23 protein-coding genes are annotated in these 26,770 nt (G+C 70.7%); 9 read left to right on the top strand and 14 right to left on the bottom strand.

What is annotated here, in order from left to right; all coding sequences use genetic code 11:
• Positions 1-5: 5 nt before the first annotated feature.
• Positions 6-716 (bottom strand): GAF and ANTAR domain-containing protein, encoded by a 711-nt coding sequence (locus tag BLR91_RS02885; protein ID WP_089877207.1) that lies wholly within the window; start codon positions 714-716, stop codon positions 6-8.
• Positions 713-1,411, bottom strand: a complete 699-nt coding sequence (locus BLR91_RS02890; RefSeq protein WP_089877205.1) for a GAF and ANTAR domain-containing protein — start codon at positions 1,409-1,411, stop codon at positions 713-715. Before BLR91_RS02890 ends, BLR91_RS02885 begins: the two co-directional genes overlap by 4 nt.
• Before the next feature lie 160 nt (positions 1,412-1,571).
• Here BLR91_RS02890 and BLR91_RS02895 point away from each other — a divergent pair, with 160 nt between their 5' ends.
• The 4 genes from BLR91_RS02895 (at position 1,572) to BLR91_RS02910 (ending at position 4,868) form a co-directional block, all read left to right on the top strand.
• Positions 1,572-2,642: an NAD(P)H-dependent flavin oxidoreductase gene (locus BLR91_RS02895; protein WP_089877202.1), complete on the top strand. Its 1,071-nt coding sequence runs from the start codon at positions 1,572-1,574 to the stop codon at positions 2,640-2,642.
• The gene (locus BLR91_RS02900; RefSeq protein ID WP_231918805.1) at positions 2,639-3,064 is read left to right on the top strand and encodes a hypothetical protein; all 426 of its coding nucleotides are present in this window, start codon (positions 2,639-2,641) and stop codon (positions 3,062-3,064) included. The genes BLR91_RS02895 and BLR91_RS02900 overlap by 4 nt, the downstream gene beginning before the upstream one ends.
• A gap of 10 nt (positions 3,065-3,074) precedes the next feature.
• The gene (locus BLR91_RS02905) at positions 3,075-4,112 is read left to right on the top strand and encodes an alpha/beta fold hydrolase (protein WP_089877197.1); all 1,038 of its coding nucleotides are present in this window, start codon (positions 3,075-3,077) and stop codon (positions 4,110-4,112) included.
• Positions 4,113-4,199: 87 nt separating this feature from the next.
• Positions 4,200-4,868, top strand: coding sequence for a class I SAM-dependent methyltransferase (locus BLR91_RS02910; RefSeq protein ID WP_089877194.1), 669 nt, complete (start codon positions 4,200-4,202; stop codon positions 4,866-4,868).
• Positions 4,869-4,874: 6 nt separating this feature from the next.
• Here BLR91_RS02910 and BLR91_RS20110 read toward each other — a convergent pair whose 3' ends face one another.
• The 3 genes from BLR91_RS20110 to BLR91_RS02920 form a co-directional block, all read right to left on the bottom strand.
• Complete coding sequence (locus BLR91_RS20110; protein WP_020076878.1) at positions 4,875-5,048, bottom strand: hypothetical protein; 174 nt, start codon at positions 5,046-5,048, stop codon at positions 4,875-4,877.
• Positions 5,049-5,140: 92 nt separating this feature from the next.
• A complete protein-coding gene (locus BLR91_RS02915) occupies positions 5,141-5,509 on the bottom strand; it encodes a DUF2200 domain-containing protein (RefSeq protein WP_018192050.1) in 369 nt (122 codons plus the stop codon).
• 49 nt (positions 5,510-5,558) lie between these two features.
• Positions 5,559-6,728 carry a toxic anion resistance protein gene (locus tag BLR91_RS02920; protein WP_089877192.1) on the bottom strand — a complete coding sequence of 390 codons (1,170 nt, stop codon included), beginning with the start codon at positions 6,726-6,728 and terminating at the stop codon, positions 5,559-5,561.
• 270 nt (positions 6,729-6,998) lie between these two features.
• On the opposite strand from BLR91_RS02920, the gene BLR91_RS02925 reads away from it, so the two are divergent.
• Positions 6,999-7,361 carry an META domain-containing protein gene (locus tag BLR91_RS02925; RefSeq protein ID WP_020076880.1) on the top strand — a complete coding sequence of 121 codons (363 nt, stop codon included), beginning with the start codon at positions 6,999-7,001 and terminating at the stop codon, positions 7,359-7,361.
• Positions 7,362-7,449: 88 nt separating this feature from the next.
• Positions 7,450-7,932 (top strand): hypothetical protein, encoded by a 483-nt coding sequence (locus tag BLR91_RS02930; RefSeq protein WP_089877190.1) that lies wholly within the window; start codon positions 7,450-7,452, stop codon positions 7,930-7,932.
• A gap of 46 nt (positions 7,933-7,978) precedes the next feature.
• Here the strand turns inward: BLR91_RS02930 and BLR91_RS02935 are convergent, their stop codons facing one another.
• Both BLR91_RS02935 and BLR91_RS02940 read right to left on the bottom strand, forming a co-directional pair.
• Positions 7,979-8,461, bottom strand: a complete 483-nt coding sequence (locus BLR91_RS02935; RefSeq protein ID WP_089877188.1) for a DUF805 domain-containing protein — start codon at positions 8,459-8,461, stop codon at positions 7,979-7,981.
• A gap of 122 nt (positions 8,462-8,583) precedes the next feature.
• Complete coding sequence (locus tag BLR91_RS02940) at positions 8,584-9,459, bottom strand: LysR family transcriptional regulator (protein ID WP_089877185.1); 876 nt, start codon at positions 9,457-9,459, stop codon at positions 8,584-8,586.
• A gap of 165 nt (positions 9,460-9,624) precedes the next feature.
• Here BLR91_RS02940 and BLR91_RS02945 point away from each other — a divergent pair, with 165 nt between their 5' ends.
• Positions 9,625-14,388 carry an ExeM/NucH family extracellular endonuclease gene (locus BLR91_RS02945; protein ID WP_089877183.1) on the top strand — a complete coding sequence of 1,588 codons (4,764 nt, stop codon included), beginning with the start codon at positions 9,625-9,627 and terminating at the stop codon, positions 14,386-14,388.
• Between the two features lie 63 nt (positions 14,389-14,451).
• On the opposite strand, the gene BLR91_RS02950 is transcribed toward BLR91_RS02945, so the two are convergent.
• The 4 genes from BLR91_RS02950 to BLR91_RS02965 are packed head-to-tail and all read right to left on the bottom strand — an operon-like array spanning position 14,452 to position 16,740.
• The gene (locus BLR91_RS02950) at positions 14,452-14,775 is read right to left on the bottom strand and encodes a CHY zinc finger protein (RefSeq protein WP_089877181.1); all 324 of its coding nucleotides are present in this window, start codon (positions 14,773-14,775) and stop codon (positions 14,452-14,454) included.
• On the bottom strand, positions 14,772-15,383 hold the full coding sequence (locus BLR91_RS02955; protein ID WP_089877178.1) for an energy-coupling factor transporter transmembrane component T: 612 nt from the start codon (positions 15,381-15,383) through the stop codon (positions 14,772-14,774). The genes BLR91_RS02950 and BLR91_RS02955 overlap by 4 nt, the downstream gene beginning before the upstream one ends.
• Positions 15,377-16,099: an energy-coupling factor ABC transporter ATP-binding protein gene (locus BLR91_RS02960; protein WP_089877175.1), complete on the bottom strand. Its 723-nt coding sequence runs from the start codon at positions 16,097-16,099 to the stop codon at positions 15,377-15,379. Before BLR91_RS02960 ends, BLR91_RS02955 begins: the two co-directional genes overlap by 7 nt.
• Positions 16,096-16,740 (bottom strand): biotin transporter BioY, encoded by a 645-nt coding sequence (locus tag BLR91_RS02965; RefSeq protein WP_089877172.1) that lies wholly within the window; start codon positions 16,738-16,740, stop codon positions 16,096-16,098. The genes BLR91_RS02960 and BLR91_RS02965 overlap by 4 nt, the downstream gene beginning before the upstream one ends.
• Before the next feature lie 101 nt (positions 16,741-16,841).
• Between BLR91_RS02965 and BLR91_RS02970 the strand changes: the two genes are divergently transcribed.
• Positions 16,842-17,405: a TetR/AcrR family transcriptional regulator C-terminal domain-containing protein gene (locus tag BLR91_RS02970; protein ID WP_020076894.1), complete on the top strand. Its 564-nt coding sequence runs from the start codon at positions 16,842-16,844 to the stop codon at positions 17,403-17,405.
• On the opposite strand, the gene BLR91_RS02975 is transcribed toward BLR91_RS02970, so the two are convergent.
• Both BLR91_RS02975 and BLR91_RS02980 read right to left on the bottom strand, forming a co-directional pair.
• On the bottom strand, positions 17,386-17,766 hold the full coding sequence (locus tag BLR91_RS02975) for a DUF3566 domain-containing protein (protein ID WP_018192033.1): 381 nt from the start codon (positions 17,764-17,766) through the stop codon (positions 17,386-17,388). The genes BLR91_RS02970 and BLR91_RS02975 overlap by 20 nt on opposite strands.
• A gap of 276 nt (positions 17,767-18,042) precedes the next feature.
• Positions 18,043-18,672, bottom strand: coding sequence for a ScbR family autoregulator-binding transcription factor (locus BLR91_RS02980; protein WP_089877170.1), 630 nt, complete (start codon positions 18,670-18,672; stop codon positions 18,043-18,045).
• Between the two features lie 130 nt (positions 18,673-18,802).
• On the opposite strand from BLR91_RS02980, the gene poxB reads away from it, so the two are divergent.
• A complete protein-coding gene (gene poxB / locus BLR91_RS02985) occupies positions 18,803-20,536 on the top strand; it encodes a ubiquinone-dependent pyruvate dehydrogenase (RefSeq protein ID WP_026307278.1) in 1,734 nt (577 codons plus the stop codon).
• Between the two features lie 26 nt (positions 20,537-20,562).
• On the opposite strand, the gene BLR91_RS02990 is transcribed toward poxB, so the two are convergent.
• Entirely contained in the window at positions 20,563-26,664 is a 6,102-nt protein-coding gene (locus BLR91_RS02990) for a DUF7507 domain-containing protein (protein WP_231918806.1), read from the bottom strand.
• Positions 26,665-26,770: the final 106 nt, after the last annotated feature.

Raw genomic sequence — 26,770 nt, forward strand, 5'->3', positions numbered from 1 at the left:
CCCGGTCAGAGCCTCAGCCGGCGCTCCACGATGTCGGAGGCGACCTGCGAGATGCCCTTCTGATTGCGCCGCGCGTAGTCGCGGATGAGCGTGAACGCCTGGTCGATCGGCACCGCGCGGGTCTGCGCGACCACGCCCTTGGCCTGCTCGATGATGATCCTGCTGTTCAACGCGAACTGCAGTTGCTGCCGGATCGCGTCGCTCTCGGCCAAGCTGCGCTGGTGCAGGATGCCGATGGTCGCCACATCCGCGAACGCCTGGGCGGCCACCAGGTCGTCCTCCGGCAGGTCGCCCGTGGCGGCGCGGAACAGGTTCAGCGTGCCGATCGTCTGTGCGCGGAGGCGGAGCGGGATGGCGTCGATGGCGGCGAAGCCCTGCTCCAGGGCTCGGTCGCGGAAGGCCTGCCAGCGGTCGGGCACCTGCTCGATGTCGGCGACCGAGACGACGGCGCCGGTCTCGAAGCTCTCGATGCACGGGCCCGCGTAGGCGCTCAGCTGCATCACCTCGACCAGGCGGCTGGCCTCGCTGGTGGAGGCGATCACATCCAGTTCTCCGTGCTCGTCGGCCAGCATCACGCCGGAGGCCGTGGCGCCGAGGAAGCGGCTGGAGAGGTCCACCAGGTTCTGCAGCAGGTCGACGACGTCGTAGTCGGCCACGAGCGTGTCGGCCAGCTGAGCGAACGCCCGCAGGATTCCTTGTTCGCGAGTGAGGGTCATCGCGATCGACCGTCCCCTCCGTCGAGCGCCGAGAAGTCGAGGCGACCGTCGAGGACGTCCCGCGAGACCTCCATCATCGAGCGATCCGTCGCGTAGGCGTGCGCTTGGATGACCATGCGGGCGTCGTCAGCGCTGACATCCAGTTGTGCGAGCACCATCCCGGTGGCCTGATGCACGACGCGGCGGGAGAACGGGTTCGCATCCTCGGCCGGTTCCTCGCGGCCCATCGTGTCGAGGGCGCGCTTCAGCAGCGTGCGTCCGGCGGCCTCGGCGAGCTTGGTGGCCGCCTGTGTGTGCGCTTCATCCAGTGCGACGGGTTCGCGTGCGTACATGTCGACCGCGCCGATCCGCAGCGGCCCGACGAGCATCGGGAAGGCGAACAGGGCGCCGACCCCCGCCTCGATCGCGGCCGGCGTGAACGAGGTCCACTGCTGTTGCGGGCGCCGGCGCAGATCGGGTTCGAGCACAGGACGGCGCAACCGCAGGGCGTCCCAGCAGGGGCCCTCGCCGAGGTCGAACTGCAGCTCGTCGAGACGGGCGGCCACGGTGTCGCTGGCCGAGACCGTCTCCGTCCCGAGCAGGTCGCCGATGGTCGAGACGGCCGTCCCCTCGACCGGGAGCGCCTCCATGAAGGGGCGCCAGTACTCCGCCTGCGGTGCGTCGCCCGGAGGCGCATCGGTGGTTCTCTTGTTCATCCGCGGCCGCCGTCCATTCCACCCACGCTACCGGTCGGTACCATCGGTCTGTTCAAGCGTGCTCTCATCGCGCGGGGAAGTCCAGGTCGGGCTCGGGGAGGGAGGCCGGTCGAACGCCGCCACTCGACCGGCTCTCCGGGTGTAGACAAGTCCCGTGGGAGTGCGTGAGCTGCTGGGAATCGAGGCCCCTGTCGTGCTGGGGCCGTTCGGGGGGATGTCGTCCGTCGAGCTGACGGCGGCGGTGAGCGAGGCGGGCGGCCTCGGGTCGTTCGGCCTCTACGGGCTGAGTGCCGAGCGCATCCGGGCCGTCGGCGACGAGCTGCGGTTGCGGACTTCCCGTCCGTTCGCCCTCAACCTGTGGCTGCCGTTCCGGGCTCCCGGCGAGCCGGATGCCGGCGACGGCTTCGGTCGCGACGATGTCGAGCGCGCGATCGCGGCCCTGCGGCCGCTGTTCGATCAGGCCGGGGCGGCTGTCCCGGAGTGGCCGATCGCGCCGCTGCCCGACTTCGATGCACAACTCGCGGCCGCGCTCGACGCCCGGCCGGCGGCACTGAGCTTCGTCTTCGGGGTACCGCCGGTCGACGTGGTCGAGGCCGCGCATCGGCGCGGGATCCGCGTGATCGGCACGGCGACGACGGTCCCCGAGGCGCGGGCACTCGAGGGCGGCGGGGTGGATGCGGTGGTCGCGTCCGGCTCCGAGGCGGCCGGGCACCGGCCCTCCTTCCTCGCAGACCCGGCAGACAGCCTGGTGGGCGGTCTCGCCCTGATCCCGCAGGTCGTCGACGAGGTGGGCATCCCTGTGATCGCCGCAGGCGGCATCGCGGACCGCCGTGGCGTCGCGGCCGCATTCGCCCTCGGAGCGTCGGGTGTGCAGGTCGGTTCCGCGTTCCTGGCCACGCGGCAGTCGGCGGCGCCGCCGGTCCACCGTGACCGCATCCGGAGCGCACTCGCCCACGAGACCGTGCTGACCCGGGCGATGAGCGGCCGGCCGGCGCGCGGGCTGCCGAACCGCGCGGTGCGGACCATCGAGCAGAGCGGCGCGATCGCCCCGTTCCCGCTCCAGAACATCCTCACGGGCGTCTTCCGCCGCCGGGCGGCCGAGACCGGCGACGCCGAACTGCTCAGCCTGTGGATGGGACAGAGCGCCGGCCTGTCACGCCACGAGGACGCGGCGGAGGTCTTCGCCGAGCTGGCCGCCGGAGTGCCGGGGCGGACCGAGGGGGATTCATGATCGCAACAGACGCACGAGCTCAGGTGAGCCCGACGCGGCCCCGCGCGTTTCGGGTCGTGGGATCGCTGGTGCTCGGTGTCGTGGTGGGACTACTGGCCTCCTACCTCGTCGTCGTGGCCGTGACGGCACCGATCCTCCCGGGAGCCTTCGTCATCCATCCGGTGTCGTTGCTGCTGACGGCGGCGGTCGCCGGCCTCGCGGTCGCCGTCGGATGGCGCTGGCCGGTGGTCGGACTAACGGCGGGCATCGTCGTCCTCGTGCTCGTGGCCTTCGCCCTGACCGGGCTGGGATGGTCGCCCTCGGACTGGGCGAATCCGTTCAACGCCGTCGCCTACGGTGCCCGGAGCGCCTACCCGACGATGCTCGGAGCCGTGATGATCACCGTCTCGGCCCTGAGGCTGCGGTCTCGCGGGACGCGATAGCGCGCATCCCGTGGAGCAGCACCTCACCCGGGTCACCACCGCCGACGGCACGGACATCGCCGTCGGGTCGGTCGGCACTGGCCGGCCGGTCGTGTACGTTTCGGGCTGGCTGAGCCACCTCGAACGGGGATGGCGGCTGCCCGAGGAGCGCGCGTTCTACGAGGATCTCGCGCGCGGGTGCCGGCTGGTCCGCTACGACCGGGCCGGATGCGGGATGTCGGGGCCGGCCCGGCAGCCTCCGTCGCTGTCGTCCGAGCTCGAGCAGCTCGCGGCGGTGGCCGCGCCGCTCGGTCCGGAACCGTTCGACCTCATCGGCGTCTCGCTGGGGGCGCTGGTCGCCGTCGCCTGGGCGGCCGCGCATCCCGAGACCGTCCGGCGGCTCGTGCTCTACGGGGGCTGGGCGTCTGGCGCGGAGGTCTCACCGCCGAGCGCGCGCGAGCACGTGCTGGCCCTGGTCGGATCGCACTGGGGCCTGGGCTCCGACGTGCTCACCGACCTGTTCGCCCCGGATGCGTCCGCCGCGGCGCGGACGGAGTTCGGCCGGTATCAGCGAGCCGCATCGGATGCCGCCACGGCGCAGTCGCTCCTCGCGCTGAGCTACGCGATCGACGTGCGCGGGCTGCTGCCGCAGGTGCGCACTCCCACGCTCGTCGTTCACCGGGAACGCGACCGGGCGGCTCCGCTTGCGCAGGCGGAGGCGTTGGCGCACGGTATCCCGGGCGCCGAGTTCGTCGTCCTCCCCGGGAGGTCGCACCTTCCCTGGGCCGGCGATGCAGCGGCGCTCGCCGCGACGATCCGGCGGTCCCTCGGCCTGCGCGCGATCCGGACCCCCGCGGGGACATTGACGCCGCGGCAGCGGGAGGTCGCGGCCCTGGTCAGCGAGGGGAGGACCAACCGCGAGATCGGCGAGCGGCTCGGGATCGAGGAGCGGTCGGCGGAGGGGCATGTCGAACGCATCCGGCTGCGGCTCGGCCTCCGGTCGCGCGCGCAGATCGCGGCGTGGTGGACCGCGCAGGGGGAGCGAGCGCCGGAGTCACTGCGAGCGTGACCGGCGAAGTGGGGTAGTTCCCCGCCTGATCGGCGAGTGCATGCGCGGCAGAGTCGTCCTGTCAGCATCCACGATGGAGGAACCGGCATGAGCAGGACGACTACGACAGGTGACCGACAGGCGACGGGGTTCGCCCAGCATCCCGGACGCGGACGCTTCAACGCCGCCTTCTTCCGGCTGATGGGACCGTACCTGGAGCGGTCGCTGCATCCGCGCAAGCGACGTGTGTTCGCCGGGGTGGCCGGTGACGTCGCGGAGATCGGGCCGGGAGTCGGCGCGAACCTCCCCTACCTGCCCGCCGGGGCGGTGCTGATCGCCATCGAGCCGAACCGGTACATGCACGACGGTCTCCGCACGGCGGCCCTCCGTTCGGGAGTCGCGCTCGACCTGCGGGAGCGGACCGCCGAGCAGACCGGCCTGCCCGACGCCAGCGTCGACACCGTCATCTCGTCGCTCGTGCTCTGCTCCGTGCAGGATCCGGATGCGGTGCTCGCCGAGATCCGCCGCATCCTGCGCCCCGGTGGTTCGTTCCGGTTCGTCGAGCACGTGGTCGCCCCGAGCGGGACGCCGACCCGCGCCTCACAGCGGCTGTTCCGCCGGCCGTGGGTGTGGACGTTCGAAGGATGCTCGTGCGAGCGCGATCTCGAGCGCTCGCTCCGGTCGGCCGGTTTCGCCGAGGTCGAGGTGGAGCACTACCGTCTCCACACGCCGTTCCTGCCGTTCAATCCGCAGATCGCGGGCGTGGCTCGCGCCTGACCTCGCTCAGTAGTCCTCGCGGCGATCCTGTTCGGCGTCGACGACCGGCTCGGCCTCGGCCAGCTCGCTCAGCGTCTGGCGCAGGTGCCGGGTCAGCCACTCGTTCGACGGCTCGCCGCCGGAGACGATGTCGTCGAGCTGCCGCAGCCGCTCGGACGCTGAGCCGTGAAGGTCGTCCATGATGTCCTCCCACCCTCGCGCGGGCCCCGGATGGGACCGCCTGCGACGAGGCTAGTACCGCCGTGTTCCGATGGCCATGCGCGCCGTGCTGCTCAGCTGCGGGATGCCGCCGTCTCGCCGCGCAGGATCGACGACATCTTCTTGCCGCGCGCCACCTCGTCGACGAGCTTGTCGAGATACCGCACCTTCTGCATCACCGGGTCGTCGATCTCCTCGACGCGGACGCCGCAGATGACACCGGTGATGAGCGACGCGTTCGGGTTCCAGTGCGGAGCGGTGGTGAGGAACGTCTCCAGGTCGACCCGGTCGGCGATGGCCGCCTCGATGCCCGCGTCGTCGTAGCCGGTGAGCCAGCGGGTGACCTCGTCCACCTCGTCCTTGGTGTGCCCCTTGCGCTCCACCTTGGTCACATAGAGCGGGTAGATGTCGGCGAACGGCATGGCGAAGATGCGGTGGCTCATGGCGTCAACGGTAGCGCGCGGGAGGGGAAGTGTGACCGGTCGATCCGGGCTAGCGCGGCTGCTCCATCGGCCGCGATCGCTTCAGATACTCGCGCGAGCGGGCGACCTGCTGGTCGAGTGCGTCGACCGTCGTCGCCATCCGCGCCACCGCCTCCGTGCGGTAGGTGTCGATGCTGTCCATCGTCGCGAACACGTTGTCGAAGGCGCGCTGCAGCACCTCCACATCGACCGCCGACGAGGTCTGCTCCTTCTGAACCTGTTCGGTCTGCGTGCGGAGCACCTCGCCCGTCCGGCCGATGAGCGCGTTGGTGCTGTCGTGCAGGGCGCCCAGCTGGTCGATGACCAGCTTCTGGTTCTCCAGCGCCTGGGCGACGACGACGGCGGTGCGGAGGGCCGAGACCGTCGTCGTCTTCGCGCGCTCGACGCCCTTGATCAGCTCGACGTTGTTCTTCTTGATGACGTCGAGTGCCAGATACGCCTGCACCGAGACCGCGATCTGGGTCGTGAGATCCTGCCGGCGCTGGCGGATGGGGAACAGCGCCTCCTTCTCCAGCAGCGTCGCGCGCGCCGGGTCGGTCATGCGCAGGTCGGCCGCCGCATCCACCGTCGCCTTGTCGAGGGCCGCGGTCAGCACCACGTACTCGTTGAGCCGTTCGGTCGTCTTCCAGAGCGATGCGCGCTCCTTCTCGATCCCGGCGTTGTCGCGGGCGAGCCACTCCTGCCCGTGATCGAGCGCGGCGACGATGCCGTCGAGCTGCTTCTGCGCCGACTCGAACCGCTGGACGTACTGGCGCAGTCTCCGTCCGCCCGGCACCCGGGAGAGCATCCGGTTGCGGCCGGTCAGGTGCTGGGGGTCGAAGTCGCTGACGGTCGCGCGGAGATCCTGCAGCGTCCGGATCACCCCGTACTGCGGGTCGGTGCGCACCGCCTTGCCGCGGGCTGCGGCGAGCGAACTGGCTGGGCGGCTGAGCAGCTGGCGGGAGGCGTCGCTGGATGCGCGCATCTCGGCCTCGCCCAGGTGCGAGAACCCGATGATCTTGCGCGTGAACGCCTCCGAACCCGGTTCGGCGGCGGCCAGTTCCCGGATGAAGTCGCGGGCCCGCTGCTCCAGCTCCGCCTCGCGTTCGGCCGAGACGGCCACCATCTCCACGGCCTGCTCCTCCTGTAGTTCCGGTACGGCGTCCGGTGGGCGCAGTGTGTCCTCGGGTGCCTCGTCCATGAGCCGCTCCCTCCGCCGCTGTCGTTGCGACGAGGATAGATCGCCCGGCGCGCCGCGTGGAGGGGTTGCAGCGAACCCCCAGGTGCGCTTCGGCGTGCGCGTGAGTCCTCGACCCCGGGAGCAAAAGGAGGTGAGCGGCTCGTGGCACGCCGCCCGGAGCGGGAAACGGAGTACGGGGCGAGCCCGCGGCCCGACGAAGTCCTCCCTGCCCGCGCGGCCGCGCTCCACTGTCTATTCGGCCCGTCCGCACCGCGCGTATCCTCCGGGGCCATGAACAGGACACGCTCGGCCGCGCTCACGGCCATCCTCGCCCTCGGTCTCGCCCTCACGGCGTGCACCCCGCAGGGAGGCGGCGTCCCGGGGAAGTGGGGGAGCACCGACCCCGGGGAACCGAATCTCATCATCAACGCGAACGGCTCGTACTCGGGGTCCGACGGCTGCAACACCATGAAGGGGACCGGCACGATCTCGGGCAACACGATCGATCTCGGCACCGTCGCCGCGACGCAGAAGGTCTGCAACGGAGTGGACACGTGGATGTCGACGGCCGCGAGCGGGAAGGTCGACGGCAACGTCATGACGGTCTACGACTCGTCCGGCGCGCGCATCGGAACGATCGACCGCGACGACTGATCGCCGTCCCGGCGAGCTCCCGGTGCTCCCGGAATGACCGCTTCCCGCGTAGCGTTCGAGCGAGTGGATGCGTCGGAAGGAGCGGACGATGACCGACACGGAGAAGACGGCGACGGAGGCTGCGGAGTTCTACGCGGGTGTGGCCGCCGAGTTCCTGCAGCACTACGCCAGGGGGCCGCGATTCGTCGCGGTGACCGGGGTCCCGGCCGCGGATGAGGCCCGCGTGGCGGACGCGTTCGCGGCGGCGCTGCGTGATGTGGGCCAGGAGGTCGAGCGCGCCGGCGCCGACGCGGAGAGCGGAGCGGATGCGTTCCGCGAGGGCGTCGTGGCCCCGTTCCGCGCGCGCGACGGGGTGCTGGTCGTCGACGGTCGCGGTCTGCTGAACCCGGATTTCCGCGGGTTCTGGAACTTCTCGCTGTGGGTCGAGCACGACCCGGAGCGGAGCCCGGACTGGTCGTTCGTGACCACCGGGCAGAAGGATCCGCTCGGCGCGCCGCGCGAGGTGGCATCCGTCCTGCTGGACGACACGGACCCCGAGCGGCCGCGCCGGCTGTGGGCCGACTCCTGCTGAGCACTCCTGCTGGACGAGCGTTGCAGCTGAGCCGGCCCTGCCTTCGCTAGGCGCGGGGGCGGTCGAAGCGCGCGCCCTCAAGCTTCGAGGGCAGGATCGTCAGGACGAGCACGGTGATGCCGCCGACGATCGGGACGAAACCGAGGAAGAAGAAGGGACCGGCCAGGTCGGCGTCGTGCAGCCGACGCCAGATGAGGGCCAGGTGGGGGACGATCGTCCCGAGCGACCACACCGCGATCAGCAGCCCGGGGATCCAGAACAGCGGGCCGGGCGTCGAGGTGCCGTCGTCGTTCACGGTCGCGCCCGCGAAGCCGAGGCCGAGGGCCAGCACTTCGAGCACGATGGCGACGATGACCGAGAACAGGATCCACCACCAGTACTCGCTGCGGCTGGCGCGTCCGGTGAAGTCCGCGTACTTCGTGAAGAAGCGCTTGATGGCCTGTCCGATCGTCGCCCCGTAGAGCGGCGCCCAGAGCGGGGTCTCGCCGGTCGGAGCGGCGGAGGTGGTCGGGTACTGCGGAGACGTCACGAGGAGTCCTTTCCAAGACACGTGTTGTGTGAGGTGGAGCGGGCATAGTCAAGCGCATGGGTGCGCGCTGTGCGTCTCGTGTGACGCGGCGTGTCCGCTGCGCCGTCGCGGCGAAAGGGGACTCACCCGAGCGAGTCGAGCTCCTCGCGGACGAAGCGCGCGAACTGCGCCGCGGCCGCCGACTGCGACCGGGTGCGGTTGCGCGCCAGGCCGATGATGCGCGTCGCTTCGTCCCGCAGCGGCACCGCCACGATCCCCGGCTCGGCCGGAGTGTCCGGGATGAGGGCGGCACCGACGCCGTCGCGCACCAGTCCGCGCAGGGTCGAGAGCTCCGTGACCTCGATGACGGGGTTCATCACGACCCCGTGCGCGGCGAAGTACGCGTCCGCGATGTGGCGGAGACCGGAGCCGGTGCGCAGGGCCACCAGGTCGTAGGGCTCGAGGTCCGGAACGCTGACGGCCGTCGCCCCGGCGAGGGGATGCCCCTCCGGCACGCCGAGCACCAGCCGTTCGGCGGTCAACGGCTCCCACTCGATCTCCGGGTCGCGCGGGTCGGGGCTGAGGAACGCGACGTCGGCCGCGCCGTCGCGCAGCGCATCCAGCACCGTGTCGGCGGTTCCGCCGCTCAGCACGAAGCGGATGTCGGGGAACAGCCCTCGGTACTCGCTGATGACCTTCGGGATGAGCCACCCGCCGAATGACGAGACGTAGGCGACCGAGACGGTGCCGCCCGACGGGTCGCGCAGCGCCTCGATGCGCGCTCGCGCGTTCTCGAGCTCCGATTCGGCCCGCACCGCGTGCGCGAGCAGGATCTCGCCGTACTGGTTGAGCTCCAGGTGGCCGCGGCGGCGGTCGAACAGCTCGACGCCCATCTCCTGCTCGAGCCGTGCGAGCGAGCGTGTGAGGGTCGACTGGGACACCCCGAGGGTCTCGGCGGCGAGGGCCGGATGGCCCTCCGCGGCCAGCGCCCGGAAGTGGGCGATCTCGTCGATCCGCATGCCTCTCATCATGGCGTATCGGCGCGTTCCCCCGTGCGGTGCTCAAATGAGCGGTCTACCCCTGAACGAGTTTTCTGTACGTTCACACACGAGAAACAGTCCCGTTTCACGCCGTCCCTACGGTGGGCGCGGACTCATCCCACACCTCACCGACCGAGGAGAACAATGTCAACCAGATTCGGCAGGCTGGCGCGTGTCGCCGCCGCCGCGCTCGCGGGGGCCGGCCTCGCCGCCGGTTCGCTCGTCGCGACCCCGGCATTCGCCAGCACCGACGGCACCGGTGTCGTCATCAACGAGGCGTATCTGTCCGGCGGGAGCGCCGGCGCCGCCTTCACGAACAAGTTCGTCGAGCTCTACAACCCAGGGGACAGCGCCGTCAGCCTGGCGGGATGGAGCATCCAGTACCGCCCGGCCACCGGCACGAGCGCAGCCACCGGCGTCGTGCCGCTGACCGGCTCCATCGGCGCCAAGGGGTACTACCTCGTCGCCGGCGGGTCGAACGGCACCAACGGCCAGACCTTGCCGACGCCGGATGTCGCGAGCGGCGCCCTCAACCCGAGCGGCACCACCGGCACCCTGGTCCTCGCCAAGACGGCCTCGGCGCTGACCCTCCCGACCGGCTCGGTGACCGGCAACGCGGACGTCGCCGACCTCCTCGGCTACGGCACCTCCAACACGTTCGAGAAGGCGAAGGCCACGGCCCCGTCGGGCAACACCGACGTCAAGTCGCTGGCCCGCACGAACTTCGCCGACACCGACGACAACAGCGCAGACTTCACCCTCAGCGCCACGATCACGCCGCAGAACGCCGCGAGCGCGCCCGGCGACCCGGGCGACCCGGGCGACCCGGGTACGCCGGGTGACGGCGCCACCGTCCCGATCGCGGAGATCCAGGGCACCGGAGACACGAGCCCGAAGGCGGGCACGACGGTCACCACCGTCGGTGTCGTGACGGCGCAGTACGCGACCGGCGGGTTCAACGGGTTCTACATCCAGACCCCCGGGACGGGCGGCGCGGTCGACCTCGCCACGCACACGGCCTCCGACGCCGTCTTCGTCTACGGCTCGTCCTTCGCCGGAACGGTCGCCGCGGGCGACTACGTGAAGGTCACGGGCGCCGTCAGCGAGTTCAACGGCCTCACGGAGATCACCGCGACCGGCGTGACGAAGCTCGACGCGTCGACGGTCACCGCACCGGTGCCGGCGACGGTCGGCCTGCCCGGCACGGCCGCCCAGCGGGAGAGCCTTGAGGGGATGCTGCTCGCGCCGCAGGGCGCGTTCACCGTCACCGACGTGTACGCCGCCAACCAGTACGGCGAGATCGGCCTCGCCGCCGGTGACAAGCCGCTGGTGCAGCCGACCGAGGCCGCGCGCCCGGGTTCGCCCGAGTACGCCGCGGTCGTGGCCGACAACGCGGCCCGCGCGGTCACGCTCGACGACGGCGCATCCACCAACTTCCTGAGCGCGGCGAACAAGTCGAAGCCCCTGCCGTACCTCTCGCTGAGCAACCCGGTCCGCGTCGGCGAGCCGGTCGCGTTCACGAAGCCGGTCGTGCTCGACTACCGCAACAACGCCTGGAAGTTCCAGCCGACCAGCGAACTCACGCCGGCGAACGCCGACGCCGTGCAGCCGGTCACGTTCGCGAACACCCGCACCGCCGCCCCCGAGAACGTCGGTGGCGACCTGCGGCTCGCGACGTTCAACGTGCTGAACTACTTCACCACGACGGGCGACCAGCTCAGCGGCTGCACGTTCTACACCGACCGCGACGGCAACCCCATCACGGTCAACAGTGGATGCGACGCCCGCGGCGCCGCCGACGCGACCAACCTGAAGCGCCAGCAGGACAAGATCGTCGCGGCGATCAACGGCCTGAGCGCCGACGTCGTGTCGCTCGAGGAGATCGAGAACTCGGCCCGCTTCGGCGAGAACCGCGACTCCGCCCTCGCCAGCCTGGTCACCGCCCTGAACGCCGCCGCCGGCTCCGAGGTCTGGGCGTACGTGAAGTCGCCCGCGACCCTCCCGGCGACGGAGGACGTCATCCGCACCGCGTTCATCTACAAGAAGGCGAACGCGGCCCCGGTCGGCGACTCGAAGATCCTCGACGACCCGGCGTTCTCGAACGCGCGGCAGCCGCTCGCCCAGGCCTTCAAGAAGGTCGGAGCGAAGGACTCCTCCGCGTTCCTCGCCATCGTGAACCACTTCAAGTCGAAGGGGTCCGGCACCGGTGAGGACGCCGACCAGGGAGACGGCCAGGGCGCATCCAACGCCTCCCGCGTCAAGCAGGCCAACGCCCTCGTCGCGTTCGCGAACGAGCGCAAGACCGCACTGAAGACCGACAAGGTGCTCCTCATCGGCGACTTCAACGCGTACCTCAAGGAGGACCCGATCAAGGTCCTCACCGACGCCGGCTACGTCGACCAGGTCAGCACCCGCACGACGAAGGCGACCTACTCCTTCGGCGGAACGGTCGGCTCGCTCGACCACGTCCTCGCGTCGCCCGCGGCGAACACGGCCATCACCGGCGCGGATGTGTGGAACATCAACTCGGGCGAGTCCGTGGCGCTGGAGTACAGCCGCTACAACTACAACGTCACGAACTTCTACGCGGCCGACCCGTACCGGTCGAGCGACCACGACCCGATCGTCGTGGGCCTCGGCCTCACGCCGAAGCCGGTCACGCTGAACCTGCTGAACATCAACGACTTCCACGGCAGGATCGACGCCAACACCGTGAAGTTCGCGGGAACGATCGAGAAGCTCAAGGCGGAGGCGGGCGACGCGAACTCGCTCTTCCTCTCCAGCGGCGACAACATCGGCGCCTCGCTCTTCGCCTCGGCGACCGCTGGCGACATCCCGACGATCGACGTGCTCAACACGCTGCAGCTGAAGGCGAGCGCCGTGGGCAACCACGAGTTCGACAAGGGCTACGCCGACCTCACCGGACGCGTGAAGGATGCGGCCGACTTCTCCTACCTCGGCGCCAACGTGTACGAGAAGGGCACGAAGACCCCGGCCCTCCCCGAGTACGCCACCTTCGCCGTCGACGGTCTGACCGTCGGCGTCATCGGAGCCGTCACGCAGGAGACCCCGACCCTGGTGTCGCCGGCCGGCGTCTCGTCGCTCGACTTCGGCGACCCGGTGGAGGCGGTCAACCGCGTCGCCGGTGAGCTGACCGACGGCGACCCCACCAATGGCGAGGCCGACGTGCTGGTCGCGGAGTACCACGAGGGCGCCGGCTTCGGCACGCCGGAGGGTGCGACGCTCGCGCAGGAGGTCGCGGCAGGCGGAGCGTTCGCCGACATCGTCACCAAGACGAGCGCGAAGGTCGCGGCGATCTTCACCGGCCACACCCACAAGCAGTACGCGTGGGACGCCCCGGTCCCGGGAGTGGATGGCAAGACCCGCCCGATTCTCCAGACCGGCAGCTATGGCGAGAACATCGGCCAGGTGAAGTTGACGGTGGACCCGGAGACCGAGACGGTCACCTCGTACACCGCCCGCAACGTCGCCCGCACCACGGACGCCGATGACGCCCTCGTCGCCGCCTACCCGCGAGTCGCCGCCGTCAAGACGATCGTCGACAAGGCGCTCGCCGACGCGGCCGTGATCGGCAATCAGAAGGTCGGCTCGGTGACGAAGGACATCACCACCGCCTACCTCAACGGAGCGCGTGACGACCGTTCGAGCGAGTCGACCCTCGGCAACCTGGTCGCCGACTCGCTGCTGTCCAGCCTCTCCTCGCAGGAGCTCGGCGGCGCCGAGATCGGCGTGGTCAACCCGGGCGGTCTGCGGGCGGAGCTCCTCTACGGCACCGACGGGACGGTCACCTACGCCCAGGCCAACGCGGTGCTGCCGTTCGTGAACAACCTGTGGACCACGTCCCTCACCGGGGCGCAGTTCAAGCAGGCGCTCGAGCAGCAGTGGCAGCGCAACGCCGACGGCACCGTTCCGAGCCGTCCGTTCCTCAACCTGGGACTGTCGAAGAACGTCAGCTACACGTACGACGCAGCCCGGCCGGAGGGCGACCGCATCACGAGCATCATCGTGAACGGCCAGCCCATCGACCCCGCCAAGTCGTACCGCATCGGGTCGTTCTCGTTCCTCCTGCAGGGCGGCGACAACTTCCGCGCCTTCGCTGCCGGGTCGAACACGAAGGACTCCGGACTGATCGACCGCGACGCGTGGATCAGCTACATCCAGAAGAACAGCCCGCTGTCGCCCAGCTTCGCCAAGCGCGGCGTCGGCGTCAGCGGCGTGCCGACCGGGACGCTGCAGCGCGGTCAGCAGGTCACCCTCCAGGTGTCCAAGCTGAACCTCACCTCGCTCGGCAGCCCGGCGAACACGAAGCTCGACCTCTCCTGGAACGGCTCGACCGCGGTCGGCTCCGTACCGGTGGACGCAGCGGGCAACGCGACCGTCACCTTCACCGTCCCGGCGGATGTGGCCGGCGCCAGCGCGCTGGTGCTGACGGCTCCCGACTCGGGCACGACGGTCCGCGTCCCGCTCACCGTGGCGGACGCCCCGACCAACCCGAAGCCGGGTACCGACCCGAAGGCGGCCAAGGAGTCGGCGCTCAAGAAGGCGCTCGAGGACAAGGTCACCGTCGACAAGGACACCTACCGCCCGGGTGACACCGTGCGCGTGAGCGTCGGCACGCAGCACGCCGGCGAGTGGGTGTCGGTCTGGCTGTACTCGAAGCCGCAGAACCTGAGCGGTGGATGGGTGCAGGTCCCGGCGGACGGCGTGCTGACGCTGGCGCTGCCGAAGGACGCGGACAACGGCCAGCACAAGCTGTCCGTGCAGGACGCGTCCAACAGCGTGATCGGCTGGACCACCCTCAAGGTGAAGGCCGACAAGCCGCACACGGGCATCCCGGTCCTCGACTGGCTGCTCGACCTGCTGGACCGCCTGTTCGGCTGGTTCTAGCACCACCCTGACGGACGCCGGGCACGCGAGAGCGTGTCCGGCGTCCGCGCGTTCGGGGCGGCTTCAGCTCTCGAAGTAGAGGTGGGTGTGCAGCCGGCAGCCCGGGTTGAAGGCGGCGCCGCACTCCGGGCAGTCGTTGGTGGCGAGGTAGTCGGCGATAGTGAGCTCGTGACCGCAGACCCCGCACAGCACCGCGCGCTCGTCGCGGCGGTCGGCCGGCCACTGCCGGGCGGGATGGTCGGCCGTCTCTGCGTGGCACAGGTGGCACGAGTAGTACTCGCCGCAGCACGCGAACCGGATCGCGATCACATCGAGCGGCGAGCGGTAGTGGATGCAGCGGGTCTCGTCGTCGACGACGGGTCCCAGCACTCGGGGGCGGCCGTTCACCGCACGCCCCTCGCGGACAGCGCCTCGCCGAGCTGGTCGGCGTGCTTGAGCGACAGGATGAGGAAGGGCACCGCGAAGAAGCGGAGGCCCGGCCGCGCGCCTCGGGCGCGCTGCGCCTCATGGACCTCGCCCGCGAGACGTCCGAGCACCGGCACCGTCGTCAGGGCGACGGTCAGCAGCACCGCGGCGCGCTCGGAGTCGAACCGCAGGCGGTCGAGCGGCCGCAGCCCGCGCTCGACGGCGTCGAGCAGGTCGCTGACGCGCGTGGTGAGCACCAGAAGGCCGGCCAGCACGACGGCGGCGGTCACGCGTGCGGTGTTCGACACCGCCTGCTCCGGTCCGAGGAAGATCAGCTGCGCGGCGATGGTCACGACGATGAGCCAGCGGAGCGCCACGACCTGGCGGCCCAGCTCGCGCATCCCGCGCATCCCGTCGCGCAGCCCTGCTACCGCGTACGCGACGATCGCGGCGCCGGCGGCGACCGCGGCCGCCCACCACGTGGAGGGGAGCAGCGAAACGGCGAGCACGACCGCGAGAAGCAGGAGCAGCTTCGGCCCGGCGGGAAGGCGGTGCAGGAGGCCGTCACCCGGACGGTAGAGGCTCAGCACGCCAGCGCCGCCTCGTACTCGGCGATGACCTCCGCCGGACGACCGACCGCCTCGACCCGACCACCCGCGAAGAGCACGGCGGTCTCGCAGCGTTCGGCGAGGGCGAGATCGTGGGTGACGAGCACCAGGCGGTGCCCGGCGTCGGCGAGCAGGTGGTCGGACACCCGCCGGGCGTTGCGAGCGTCGAGGTACGTCGTCGGCTCGTCGGCCACCACGAGCTCGGGCTCGCGGACGAACGCGCCGGCGAGGGCGAGCAACTGCTTCTGGCCGCCCGACAGGTCGTGCGAGGAGCGCTCGCGCAGGTCGGAGAGCCCGAACCGCTCGAGTGCCGCATCCACTCGACGTCGCAGTTCCTCGCGGCTGAGGCGCTCAGGCCGGAGGGAGAACGCGACGTCCTCGGCGACGGTCGGCATCACGATCTGTGCGTCGGGGTTGCTGAACACGACGGCGACGCGGCGCCGGAGCTCTGTCGCCTGCCGCACGGGGTCGAGGCCCAGGATGCGCGTGACGCCCGTCGCGGGAGCGGCGAGTCCGGCCAGCAGCCGGGCGAAGGTCGACTTGCCGGAGCCGTTCTCGCCGACCACCGCGATGGTGCGGGCGTCGAGCGCCAGGCTGACGTCGCGGAGCGCATCCACCTGTCCGAGGCGCACGCCCACGCCGTCCAGCCGCAGGGCGGGGACGGCGGCGGGCAGGGGAGCGGGGGTGGCGCCGGTCACGGGACGCGCGACTCCGCGGGCGCGGCCGGATCGGCGGCGACGGCGCGCTGGTCGCTGACCCAGGTGCGGCGGAACGCGCGGGGGTAGGCACGCACGAGCGTCGTCACCACAGCCGTCGCGATGACCGCCTTGGCCAGATCGCCGGGGACGAAGACGAGGCTCATGAGGGCCGTGGCATCGAGGGGCAGACGGGTCACAAGACTCTGTACCGGCACACCGAACAGGTAGACGACGAGGATGCCGCCCACGATCATCCCGAGCAGCGTGCGCCACCAGACGGGAGCCCGGCGACCGGCGTGCACGATCAGGCCGATGACGAACGCGCCGGCGATCCAGCCGAAGAGGTAGCCCGCCGACGGCCCGACGAAGGCTCCGATGCCGCCGTGTCCGCCCGCGAGGAGGGGGAGTCCGACCGCGACGAGGGCGAGCAGGACGGCCATGCTCAGCGCGCCGAGCCACGGGCCGAGGATGGCGCCCGCCAGCATGACGCCGAGGGTCTGAGCCGTGATCGGCACGGAGCCGAAGACGGTGACGCCGGACGGCAGGCCGAGCACCGCCACGAGGGCGGCGAAGACGGCGACGCGGGCGAGGTCGGTCGCGTCAAGGCGGCGGCGGGGGGCGACGGGGGTCGTGAGGGTCATGCGGGATTCCTAACCTGAACACTGTTCACCTGAACGGTGTTCACTATAGTGAGAACGTGGCAGGGAACGAAACCGGACGACGACACTCGCGCGACGATGTGGTGGAGGCGGCGCTGCGCATCCTCGACGACCTCGGGCTGCCGGACCTGACCATGCGACGGCTGGCGGCATCCCTCGACGTGCAGCCCAGCGCCCTGTACTGGCACTTCCCGAACAAGCAGACGCTGCTGGCCGAGCTCGCCGACCGCATCGTCGCGACGCGGCCCTCCGTCGACGCGACCGCAGACGATGCCGACTGGGCGGATTCGGTGCGCGCGGAGGCGGCCGCCCTGCGCGATGCGCTCCTCGCGTACCGCGACGGCGCCGAGGTCGTCTCCAGCACCCTCGCGCTCGGCCTGGGCTCACCCGAGACCGTCGACCGCCTGGGCCGTGCGGTCGCCCGCGGCGGCTTCGACGCCGAGACCTCCCGGCGTGCCGCCACCGCGCTGCTGCACTTCGTGCTCGGCCACGTCTCGCACGAGCAGCAGCGCCTGCAGTACGACTCGCTCGGCGTTCTGGCCGCCGGCGACAGCTCGCCGCTCGACGAGGACGACCCCGCGGCGGCCTTCGCCTTCGGCGTCGACCTGCTGGTCGGCGGCCTGGAGCTCAGTCGCTCCCGAAGGTGACCTTCCAGCCGCCCACGACGTGGACGGCGAGGTTGAACAGGGCGGCGAAGATCGCTCCGAGGGCGGACACCACGATCACCTCAAGCAGTGCGACGACGAGCGTGAACGTCATCACGTTGGGGAAGGTCAGTCCGGCGACGAGGTTGGCGCCCTGCGCCCCCGCGATGTCCTCGAGGAAGTTGCTGGCAGCGGCGACCAGACCGAATCGTTCGAGCGCGCTCCAGATGAGCAGGCCGATGACGACCGTGATGGCCGCGACGATGATGCTGACCAGGAAGGACATCTTCAGTGCCGACCAGAAGTCGATGTAGACGAGCCGCATCGTCGCGCGCTTCTTCTGTTTGCTGCCCCGAGACGGCATGCGGCCCCTCCCCATGATGCTTCCGCCGTCTCCGGCGTTCCCCGTCGGCCAAGTCTAGGGGACGCACTCTCGCGGCCCGCGCTGGGCGTCGTCCGAGAGTCCATACCGATCGTCCGGTTCTGCCGTAGAATAAGCATGTATTCCGGCGCGGCCGTAGCGGATTGGGGGCGCTGCGGCCGGGTCGGTACGGCTTCAGCGCGGAGTTGACGCAACACGCCGTCGACCGCCGCGGCCGGACGGCGTGTTGCGTCAACCCGATGGGCCAGCGAACCGGGGCTAGCGGATGAGGTCCGGCAGGCGGCGGAGTCGCTCGAATTCGGCGGCGGGCACGATGCCCGGCAACAGAACCGTCCACAGGTCGCGGACCCGCTCGAGCAGGTCCTTCCGTCGCGCGACCGTCTCCGACACCAGTTGAACGCCCGTGTACGCCGGGACGACAACGCTCGCCAGCATCCCCGGGTCGAGGTCCGGGCGCAGGTCGCCCTCGTCGACGGCCTGGCGGAACAGCGCTTCCGTCGTGCGCAGCCAGTCCTCGTACGGCTCGGTCACCGGCGGATCGAACATCGACACGTCGGTCGTGAGTCGAACGCCGGCCTGCACGACAGGATCGGTCAGCAGCTGGTGCGCGAGCACCGCGCTCAGCCGGACCATCGTCTCCAGCCCCGGAAGTCCCTGCTCGACGACCTCGGCCGCGGCGGCCATCGTGCGTCGGTGCTGCTCGGTGATGACCGCGCGGGCCAGCTCGTCCTTCGACGGGAAGTGGAAGTACAGCGCGCCCTTGGTGACGCCCGACTCTTCTGCGATGTCGGCGATGGAGGCGAGGCCGTATCCTCGGCGGCCGAACACCGCGGCGGCTCCGGAGACGATCGTCCCGCGCGTCACCTGCGCCCGCTCCTGCTTCACCATGATGGGCTCACGTTAACGCACAGTTGCTTTGAGGAGGATGCGGCGATTCACGTGCGCGGCGTAGCGTTGGCTGTGCCGGGCCGCCCGCCGCGGGCCGGAAGCACCGCATCCGATTCGAGGGGAGACCGCCGTGCCCACTGTCGCCGATACCGCCGTCGAGATTCTGAGGGATGCGGGGGTGACGCGCGTCTACGGCATCCCCGGGGACTCGCTCAACGGCTTCACCGACGCCATCCGCCGGAACGACGGTGTGACGTGGGAGCACGTGCGGCACGAGGAGGCGGCGGCGTTCGCGGCGTCCGCCGAGGCAGCGCTGACCGGCGAGCTGGCCGTCTGCGCCGGAAGCTGCGGCCCGGGCAACACGCACCTCATCAACGGCCTGTACGACGCCAACCGCAGCCGCGTCCCCGTGCTCGCGATCGCCGCGCAGATCCCGGGCGCCGAGATCGGCAGCGGGTACTTCCAGGAGACGCACCCGCAGGAGCTGTTCCGCGAGGCGAGCGTCTACACCGAGCTCGTCAGCCAGGCGGACCAGATGCCCCGCATCCTCGAGATCGCCATGCGCACCGCCGTCGAGCGCCGCGGCGTCGCGGTGATCGTCGTGCCCGGCGAGATCTTCCTCGCCGACAGCGCGGGCCGCCGCAAGTCTGCGCCGATCACCTTCTCGCCGCGCGTGACCCGCCCCACCGATCCCGAGCTGCAGGCTGCCGCCGACATCCTCAACGACGCGAAGCGGGTCACGATCCTCGCCGGCGCAGGGGCGGAGGGCGGGCACGACCAGCTGCTGGCGATCGCCCAGAAGCTGCAGGCGCCGATCGTCCACGCCATGCGGGGCAAGGAGTTCGTCGAGTACGACAACCCGTACGACGTCGGCATGACCGGCCTCCTCGGGTTCTCCTCCGGCTACCGCGCGATGGAGTCGTGCGACGCGCTGCTGATGCTCGGCACCGACTTCCCGTACCAGCAGTTCTTCCCCTCGAAAGCGAAGATCGTGCAGGTCGACATCCGCGGCGAGAACCTCGGCAGACGCGTCCCGCTCGACCTGGGCCTCGTCGGAAGCGTGAAGGACACGGTGGATGCGCTGCTCCCGCTGCTGAAGGACCGCAAGGACCGCAAGCACCTCGACTCCTCGCTCAGCCATTACGCCAAGACGCGCAAGAGCCTCGACGACCTGGCGGTCAACGACCGCAATCGCACGCCCATCCACCCGCAGTACGTCGCGCGGCTGATCAGCGAGCTCGCCGCGGACGACGCCGTGTTCCTGCCGGATGTCGGCTCGCCGGTTGTCTGGGCCGCGCGCTACCTGCGGATGAACGGGCGCCGGAGGCTGATCGGCTCGTTCACCCACGGCAGCATGGCGAACGCGCTGCCGCAGGCGATCGGCGCCCAGACGGCGTTCCCGGGGCGGCAGGTGGTCGCGCTCGCCGGGGACGGCGGCCTCGCGATGCTGCTCGGCGAACTGCTCACGCTGCGGCAGAACAAGCTGCCGGTGAAGATCGTGGTCTTCAACAACTCCTCGCTCAACTTCGTCGAAGTCGAGATGAAGGCCGCCGGGTTCGTCAACTTCGGCACCAGCCTCGAGAACCCCGACTTCGCGCAGATCGCCCAGGCCGCGGGCCTGCACGGTCAGCGCGTGGAGAAGCCGGATGAGCTGGAGAGCGCCCTGCGGACGGCGTTCGCCCACGACGGCCCCGCCCTGGTGGATGTGGTGACCGCCCGGCAGGAGCTCAGCATCCCGCCGGCGATCACGGCGAAGCAGGTCGGCGGCTTCACGCTGTACGCGCTGCGGACGATCATGAACGGTCGGGGAGACGAGCTGATCGACCTGGCGGACACGAACGTGTTCCGCCGCCTGTTCGACTGACGCGCGTCGCAGCGGCCGCGACGCCCTCAGCCGCTGACGACCGGCAGGTTCAGGATCGCACGCACGGGCAGGGTGAGCACGGCCTCGGGCGAACCGATGCGCGTGCCGTCGGGCGCGGTCCCTGCCGCGGTGGCCCGGTCGGAGATCGCCGGGGTGAGCAGGAGATCGGAGGCCGTGGTCGTGTAGGTGGCGGAGCACGTCATCCGCTCGCCGGGCGCCAGGATGCTCGCCGGGCAGTCGACGGCGGACAGGTTCGCCTGGGCGGACGGCGCAGCGACGGTGTCGGAGACCGTGACGTCGGCGAGCGTGACGTTCCCGGTGTTCGTCACCAGGAACGCGAAGCGGACCTGCTGACCCACCATCGTCACGGCCGCGGTGTCCGAGGTCTTGACCACGCTGAGCCCTGGATCGTCGGCCGCCGCGATGGTGACGGTCGACGCGGCGGAACGGATCGGGTCCGGCGTCGAACCGCCCGGCGGGGTCGGCGGGGTGCCGGAGGCGGTGGCGGTGTCCGTGACGGAGCCGTTGTCCACGTCGGCCTGGGTGGTGGTGTACGTCGCGGTGCACGTGAGCTGCCCTCCGACGGGGAGGGGATCGGCGGGGCAGTCGATCGGGGACAGGCCGCCCGCTGACGACGGCGCGGCCACCTGGTCGTCCACGGTGATCCCGGTCAGCGGGACATTGCCGGTGTTGGTGACCAGGAACGTGTACGGGATCTGTTGTCCCGCTCCGACCACGCTCGTCGTCGTGGAGGACTTCTCGACGCGAATCCCCGGGAGGTCGTCCGCCGTGATGGTCACGCTGGACGGCGGTGAGGCGATCGCCGGCGGGTTCGGAGCATCGGGTCTCGGCGCGGGGACGGCGGTGGCCACGGCCGTGTCGGTGAGCGACCCGTTGTCGACGTCCGCCTGACTGACCTCGTACGTGGCGGTGCAGGTCATGTCCTGCTGCGGCGCGAGTGTGGTCGCCGGGCAGTCCACCGGCGAGAGGGCGGCTTGGACGGCCGGGGCCACCTGGACATCGGTCACGACGATGTCCGTGAGCACGGTGTTTCCGGTGTTCGTCACCAGGAAGTCGTAGGGGATGCGCAGGCCCGCCGTGAACGGGACAGTGCTCGGCTGCGCCATGGACTTCAGCACGGTGATCGAGCTCGTGTGGGTGACGGGGAGCGTTACGGTGACCGGCGGCGAGGCGACCCGCGGCGGGTTGGGCTCCTCCGGCGTGGCGGGTGGCGTGCCCGTGGCGGTCGCGGTGTCCGTGACGGAGCCGTTGTCGAGGTCGGCCTGCGTGGTGGTGTAGGTCGCCGTGCAGGTCATGCTGGCCCCGCCGGCGAGGGCGTTCGCGGGACAATCCACCGCCGAGAGGCCGGCCGGATCCGACGGCGCGGCGACCACATCCTCGACGGTGATGCCGGTGAGCGGGCTGTTGCCGGTGTTCGTGACCAGGAAGGTGTACGGGATCTGCTGGCCGACCTGCACCACGTCGGTGGTGGTCGACGATTTGACCACGTCGATGCCGGAGACGATCCCGAAGTAGTGCGACGGATCGTCGTCGTCGACCCGCACTGCCGCCGGGTCGAGACCTGTGACGGTGCCCGTGTTGGCGTACTGCCCGGCCGTCGCCGTCCCGGTCGCGACGCAGGTGAAGGACGCGCCGGGTGCGAGCGGCCCCGCGATGACGTTGCCTCCGGTGGCGTCGCAGTCGATGTCGGCGGCCGCGACCTGGTCGTCCGTGACCGTGACGTCGGTCAGGTCGACAGCGCCCGAGTTCGTGACCACGTACGTCCACTGCACGGCGCCGCCGACCGGGACGAGCGGTCCGGGAGCGTCGTCGGCGTCCTCCGTGTTGGTGGCCTTCTCGATGTGGATGCCGGGAGCCGGGAGCACGGCGAGGTCGACGGTGAACGCGGTGAACGAGTCGGGGATGAGCTCCCCGGCGAGTCCGGCGACGTCGTCACCGGAGGGGCCGTTGCCGCCGACGAGGGCGCCGGCCGCGTACTGGTTCGCCAGCGTGACCGGAGTGCTCGTCAGCCCTGTCGCGGCGGGGTCGGGGGAGGCGGTGTTGTTGTTGTCGGCATCCTCGTTCGGTGTCAGCGCCGGGCTGGATGCGGTGGTGCGGACCACCGTCCCGGCCAGCGGACCGCCCGCCGCGAACATCGCGGCGGGAAGGTGCACGACGTACCGGCCGGCCGGGAGGGACGTCACCGACCAGCGCCCGTTCGCATCCGTCGTCGCGGTGCCGACGACATCCCCGTTCTCGGTCCGCACCTGCACGGCGACGCCGGGGATGCCGTGCTCCCCGCCGTCGAACTTCCCGTCCCCGTTGCTGTCGAGCCAGACCAGGTCGCCCAGCGAGAAGCCCGGCATCAGCACGTAGGGCTCGTTCGACAGCAGCGGCTGGTTCGCGAACGTGGCCGAGAAGATCATCGCCCGGTTCACGTACACGTTGTCGAGGTCGGTGCTCGTCGACACCGCGGGGATGGATGCGCGCACCCGGGTCTGCACACCGAGGAACCCGCTGGAGACGAACCGGACGGCGGTCACCGCTCCGAAATCGGTGACCTCGCCCGCTGTCTGCCAGAGCCCTCCTGGTGCCGCGGGGTTCGCATTGGACGGGTCGCGCGGATCGTGGATCAGCGTGGCGGGAGGTGCGCTCGAGTAGTACCAGGTGCCCGGCACGGCCCCGGTGGCGCCGCGGAGGTAGGTCGGCGCCGCGAGCGGCCCCGACAGCCGCGCGGTTCCGGTGTAGTCGGAAGCGTACTGCGATCGTGCCGAACCGGACGCGGGGTCGCCGTCGCCGTTCCACGGCAGCACGTCGATCACGTCCGGCGGCTGGAAGGCGATCTGCGTGGAGGTGTTCCCCCACTCCAACGACCAGGTGTACGTCTCGCCGCTCGCCACGAACGGCTTGTCGACGCTCTTCGTGATGCCGAGCTGGCCCGATCCGACGATCTGGATCGTCGCCTGCGCCGTCGGCGCGTTCTCCGCGTTGTCCGCCAGCGCCTGCACGGTGTTGACGTGCGTGTCTCCGGGTTGCGCGAGGCTGTCGACCGTCGTGCAGATCCGCAGACGTCCGCGGGTCGCTCCCGGGGTGGGGCTGAAGACGGTCTGGCTCGGCGCGGTCACGATCGGGATGTCTCCGGCGACGAAGGTGACGCGTCGCGTCTGCTGGTCGTAGCTCACGGTCACTCCGGGCGGCAGCAGGTTCTGCGTGCAGACGGAGTCGAAGTGCAGATCGGCGGGGATCGTATCCACGAGCCGCAGGTTCTGCAGCGTCGCCCCGACCGTGGTGCGGCTGATCGATGCCGTCAGATCCCAGATGGCGGTGTCGCCTGGGAAGTACTGGGTGGGGACGATCGCCTTGGCGACGCCGAGCAGCATCCCCGAGAACGGGATCTGGCGCGACACGGTGCCCCACCCGTTGCCGGTGGCGCCGGTCGGCCAACCACCGACATTGGTCACGCGCACGCCGGACGGGATCGCCTCCGAGGCGTTGGGGCCGCCGTTGTAGAAGGTCCGGGTCTCGAGCTCGAAGATCAGGTGCGCGGCGAACGGCCCTGTCTCGACCCGCGTCGGGTCGACCGGGCGGATGCGCACCATGTTGACCGCGTCCTGCCAGTTCGCGCCGAAGGCCGCCGCCGGGTCGGTCGTCCACGGACCGGGCGCGTTGCGGCAGTCCGTCGCCGCACCCGTGATCGACGACGCGTCGATGGGGTAGAGGCCGCCGGTCGGCGGGCCATTCTGGGTGTTCACCTGATTGGGCCCGACCGCGTACTCGATGACGTAGTTCGCCGGGTTCACGTTGGTGCCGGAGGGGAAGGTCCCCATCCGTGGCGTGCCCGCGACGAGCTTCAGCACCGAGACATCGAACACGTCGCACAGCTTGAGGTCGGGCACCGACACCCGGTTGTTGTTCGCCGAGAGGCTGACGAACGATTGGACGACGTCGCCGCCGAAGGTCGGACCGTTGTAGGTGGCGCCGTTGCGGATGTACTGCTTGTTGCCGGTGAGGGAGCCGCACTCCCCGGCGGAGGGGCGCACGCTGCGCACGTCGAGGTTGTTGCCGGTCGCGGTCGTGCCGTTCCATCCCGGCTCGAAGCCCGTGCCGTTGTTGAGGTCCCCGCCCGCCGTCCACGGGTCGGAGTCGATCGCCTCGTTGCGCAGATCGAGGGTGACGTTCGACTGGCAGGGGTCGGCCGGCAGCGTGCTCATCGGGATGAAGAAGCGGACGACGATGTTCATGCGGCGATCGTTGAACCCGCGCTGGTTCGGCGTCGGTCTGATCGTCCACCCGGCCGCCGGCTGGGCACCCATGTCGCACGTGACGGTCGCCGCGTTGGGGTCGGGCTGCAGAGCATCGCAGCTCGTCAGAAGTGCGCCGGGATGGCTGACCAGCCTGTCCTTGAACGTCACGGGCAGGTCCAGCCACGGTCCGACATTGTCGGGGCCGGCCAGATCGACGATGTTGAGGAGGTAGTCGACCCGGTAGCCGTTGACCGGGACGCCGTTGACCGTCTGCGTGGTGAAGAACGGTCCTCCGAAGAAGCTCTTCTGCAGGTCCCACGTGGGTGCGGCCGCGTTTCTGACGATCGTCACGAGGTTGTTGCCGGTGCCGTTCGAGCCGGGTTCGTGATCCGGGCCGTAGTTCGGCGCGCCGCCGTTGATCACCCAGCGGTCGGTGTCCTGAGCGCGGTTCTGGAAGTCGAACGTGCCGGTCGGGTTGGGCTGACCCGGCTGCCAGGAGGGATCGATGGCTCTGTTCATGTCGTCGAGGGGGACGAAGATCGTCATGATCATGTGGCCCTCGCCGGTGTCGCTCCCGCGGCCGCTGTTGGGCCGGATGCTCAGCTGCCAGCCGTCGGTTCCCTGGACCTCCTCCAGCGGGCAGGTCAGCGTCCACGGCGACGACAGCGAGTTGTCCGCGGGTTCGGCCGAGCGGCACTGGGTGATCCGCGCGTTCGGGAACTCGGGCATCACGTCGGTGAAGGAGGCCGGCCAGACCAGATCGCTGGCGCCGGCTCCGTGAAGGGTGTCGACGACGTTGAACTTGTAGCGGACGAGGTACCCCGAGACGGCGACGCCGTTGTACGTGCGGATGGTGAAGTCCGGCCCCGCATTGCCGACGCCGGACGGCGGGTACGGGATCTTCTCCAGGTCCCACTGCGCCGTGCCGGTGACCTCGACCTGCGGGCCGTCGACGGTGGCCGACGTCCCGGCATCGCCCGCGGGCGCGAATGCCGACATCGTGATCCCGGCGTGTGACGGGATGGGCGTGTTCGACGCGAAGCGGTAGGCGAGCTGCAGCGCGGCGACATTCGACGACAGGCTTCCGATGTTGCAGATGACGGTGATCGAACCGTCGGCATTGACGGTGCGTGACGACGGCGGATTGGCGCCGTTCGCCGCCCCCAGGCATCCTGCCGGGAGCCCGTTCGTGCCCGGCCCGACGAGTTCGAGCTTGGCGCCGTCGGGCGAGGAGACGGTGAACTGGGCGACCACGTTCGGCACCGAGGCCCCGGTCGGGAGTCCGGTCAGGGCGACGGAGTAGTTCTGCGACACGGTGTCCATGACGCGCACGATGCAGTTGCCCGGGCCCGAGTCCTTCCCCGGGGCGTCGGTCGCGTCGAACGGCGGCGTTCCCGTGACGGCGAACCCGTCGCATCCCTCCGCGACCGGCAGCCGCGCGACGCTGAGGTCGGCGATCGGCTGCATCCCCGCGTCGATCCCCACCGCCTGCGTCGTCCCGGCGATGGTCAGTGGCACCGTCACGCCGCGCTCCGGCTGGCCGACCGGAGGCGGCCCGGTGGTGACGAAGTCGTTCTCGCCGGAGGCGGTCGCGGGGAAGTGGAACGCAGCGCTCGCGTCCGCGCGGACGACGAAGGTGCCGTCCGCCACGTCCGGGAACCGGTACACCCCGGCCGCGCTGGTCGTGGTCGTCGCGACGACCACACCGCCCGGAGAGGTCAACAGCTGGATGGGGATCCCGGCTTTCACGGGCTCGGTGCTCTGGCGCACACCATCCCGGTTGACGTCCGCCCAGACCACGCCGGAGACGAGGCTTCCGGGCGCCGCCGTCGCGGTGGTCCCGCCCGTGACGGGGATGGCGATCCCCGCGATCAGCGCCACCACGGTGGCCCAGACGGTCGTCGCGCGAGGCTTCCGCCGCGCCCCTCCTGGATTCGATTCGCTGTTCGAGGAAGCGAACGGAAGCGTGAACATGGTGCATCCCCCCGGA

It is taken from the genome of Leifsonia sp. 466MF (genome assembly GCF_900100265.1).
Classification (GTDB): Bacteria; Actinomycetota; Actinomycetes; order Actinomycetales; family Microbacteriaceae; genus Leifsonia.

What these genes read in the sequence shown, in the direction of transcription:
- BLR91_RS02915 (WP_018192050.1), bottom strand. Translation starts at nt 5,509, where the DNA reads ATGAGCCACCGCATCTTCGCCATGCCGTTCGCCGACATCTACCCGCTC.
- BLR91_RS02975 (WP_018192033.1), bottom strand. Translation starts at nt 17,766, where the DNA reads ATGCCGTCTCGGGGCAGCAAACAGAAGAAGCGCGCGACGATGCGGCTC.
- BLR91_RS02945 (WP_089877183.1), top strand. Translation starts at nt 9,625, where the DNA reads ATGTCAACCAGATTCGGCAGGCTGGCGCGTGTCGCCGCCGCCGCGCTC.
- BLR91_RS02890 (WP_089877205.1), bottom strand. Translation starts at nt 1,411, where the DNA reads ATGAACAAGAGAACCACCGATGCGCCTCCGGGCGACGCACCGCAGGCG.
- BLR91_RS02920 (WP_089877192.1), bottom strand. Translation starts at nt 6,728, where the DNA reads ATGGACGAGGCACCCGAGGACACACTGCGCCCACCGGACGCCGTACCG.
- BLR91_RS02965 (WP_089877172.1), bottom strand. Translation starts at nt 16,740, where the DNA reads ATGACCCTCACGACCCCCGTCGCCCCCCGCCGCCGCCTTGACGCGACC.
- BLR91_RS02910 (WP_089877194.1), top strand. Translation starts at nt 4,200, where the DNA reads ATGAGCAGGACGACTACGACAGGTGACCGACAGGCGACGGGGTTCGCC.
- BLR91_RS02900 (WP_231918805.1), top strand. Translation starts at nt 2,639, where the DNA reads ATGATCGCAACAGACGCACGAGCTCAGGTGAGCCCGACGCGGCCCCGC.
- BLR91_RS02940 (WP_089877185.1), bottom strand. Translation starts at nt 9,459, where the DNA reads ATGCGGATCGACGAGATCGCCCACTTCCGGGCGCTGGCCGCGGAGGGC.
- BLR91_RS02885 (WP_089877207.1), bottom strand. Translation starts at nt 716, where the DNA reads ATGACCCTCACTCGCGAACAAGGAATCCTGCGGGCGTTCGCTCAGCTG.
- BLR91_RS02980 (WP_089877170.1), bottom strand. Translation starts at nt 18,672, where the DNA reads ATGGTGAAGCAGGAGCGGGCGCAGGTGACGCGCGGGACGATCGTCTCC.
- BLR91_RS02925 (WP_020076880.1), top strand. Translation starts at nt 6,999, where the DNA reads ATGAACAGGACACGCTCGGCCGCGCTCACGGCCATCCTCGCCCTCGGT.
- BLR91_RS20110 (WP_020076878.1), bottom strand. Translation starts at nt 5,048, where the DNA reads ATGGACGACCTTCACGGCTCAGCGTCCGAGCGGCTGCGGCAGCTCGAC.
- BLR91_RS02930 (WP_089877190.1), top strand. Translation starts at nt 7,450, where the DNA reads ATGACCGACACGGAGAAGACGGCGACGGAGGCTGCGGAGTTCTACGCG.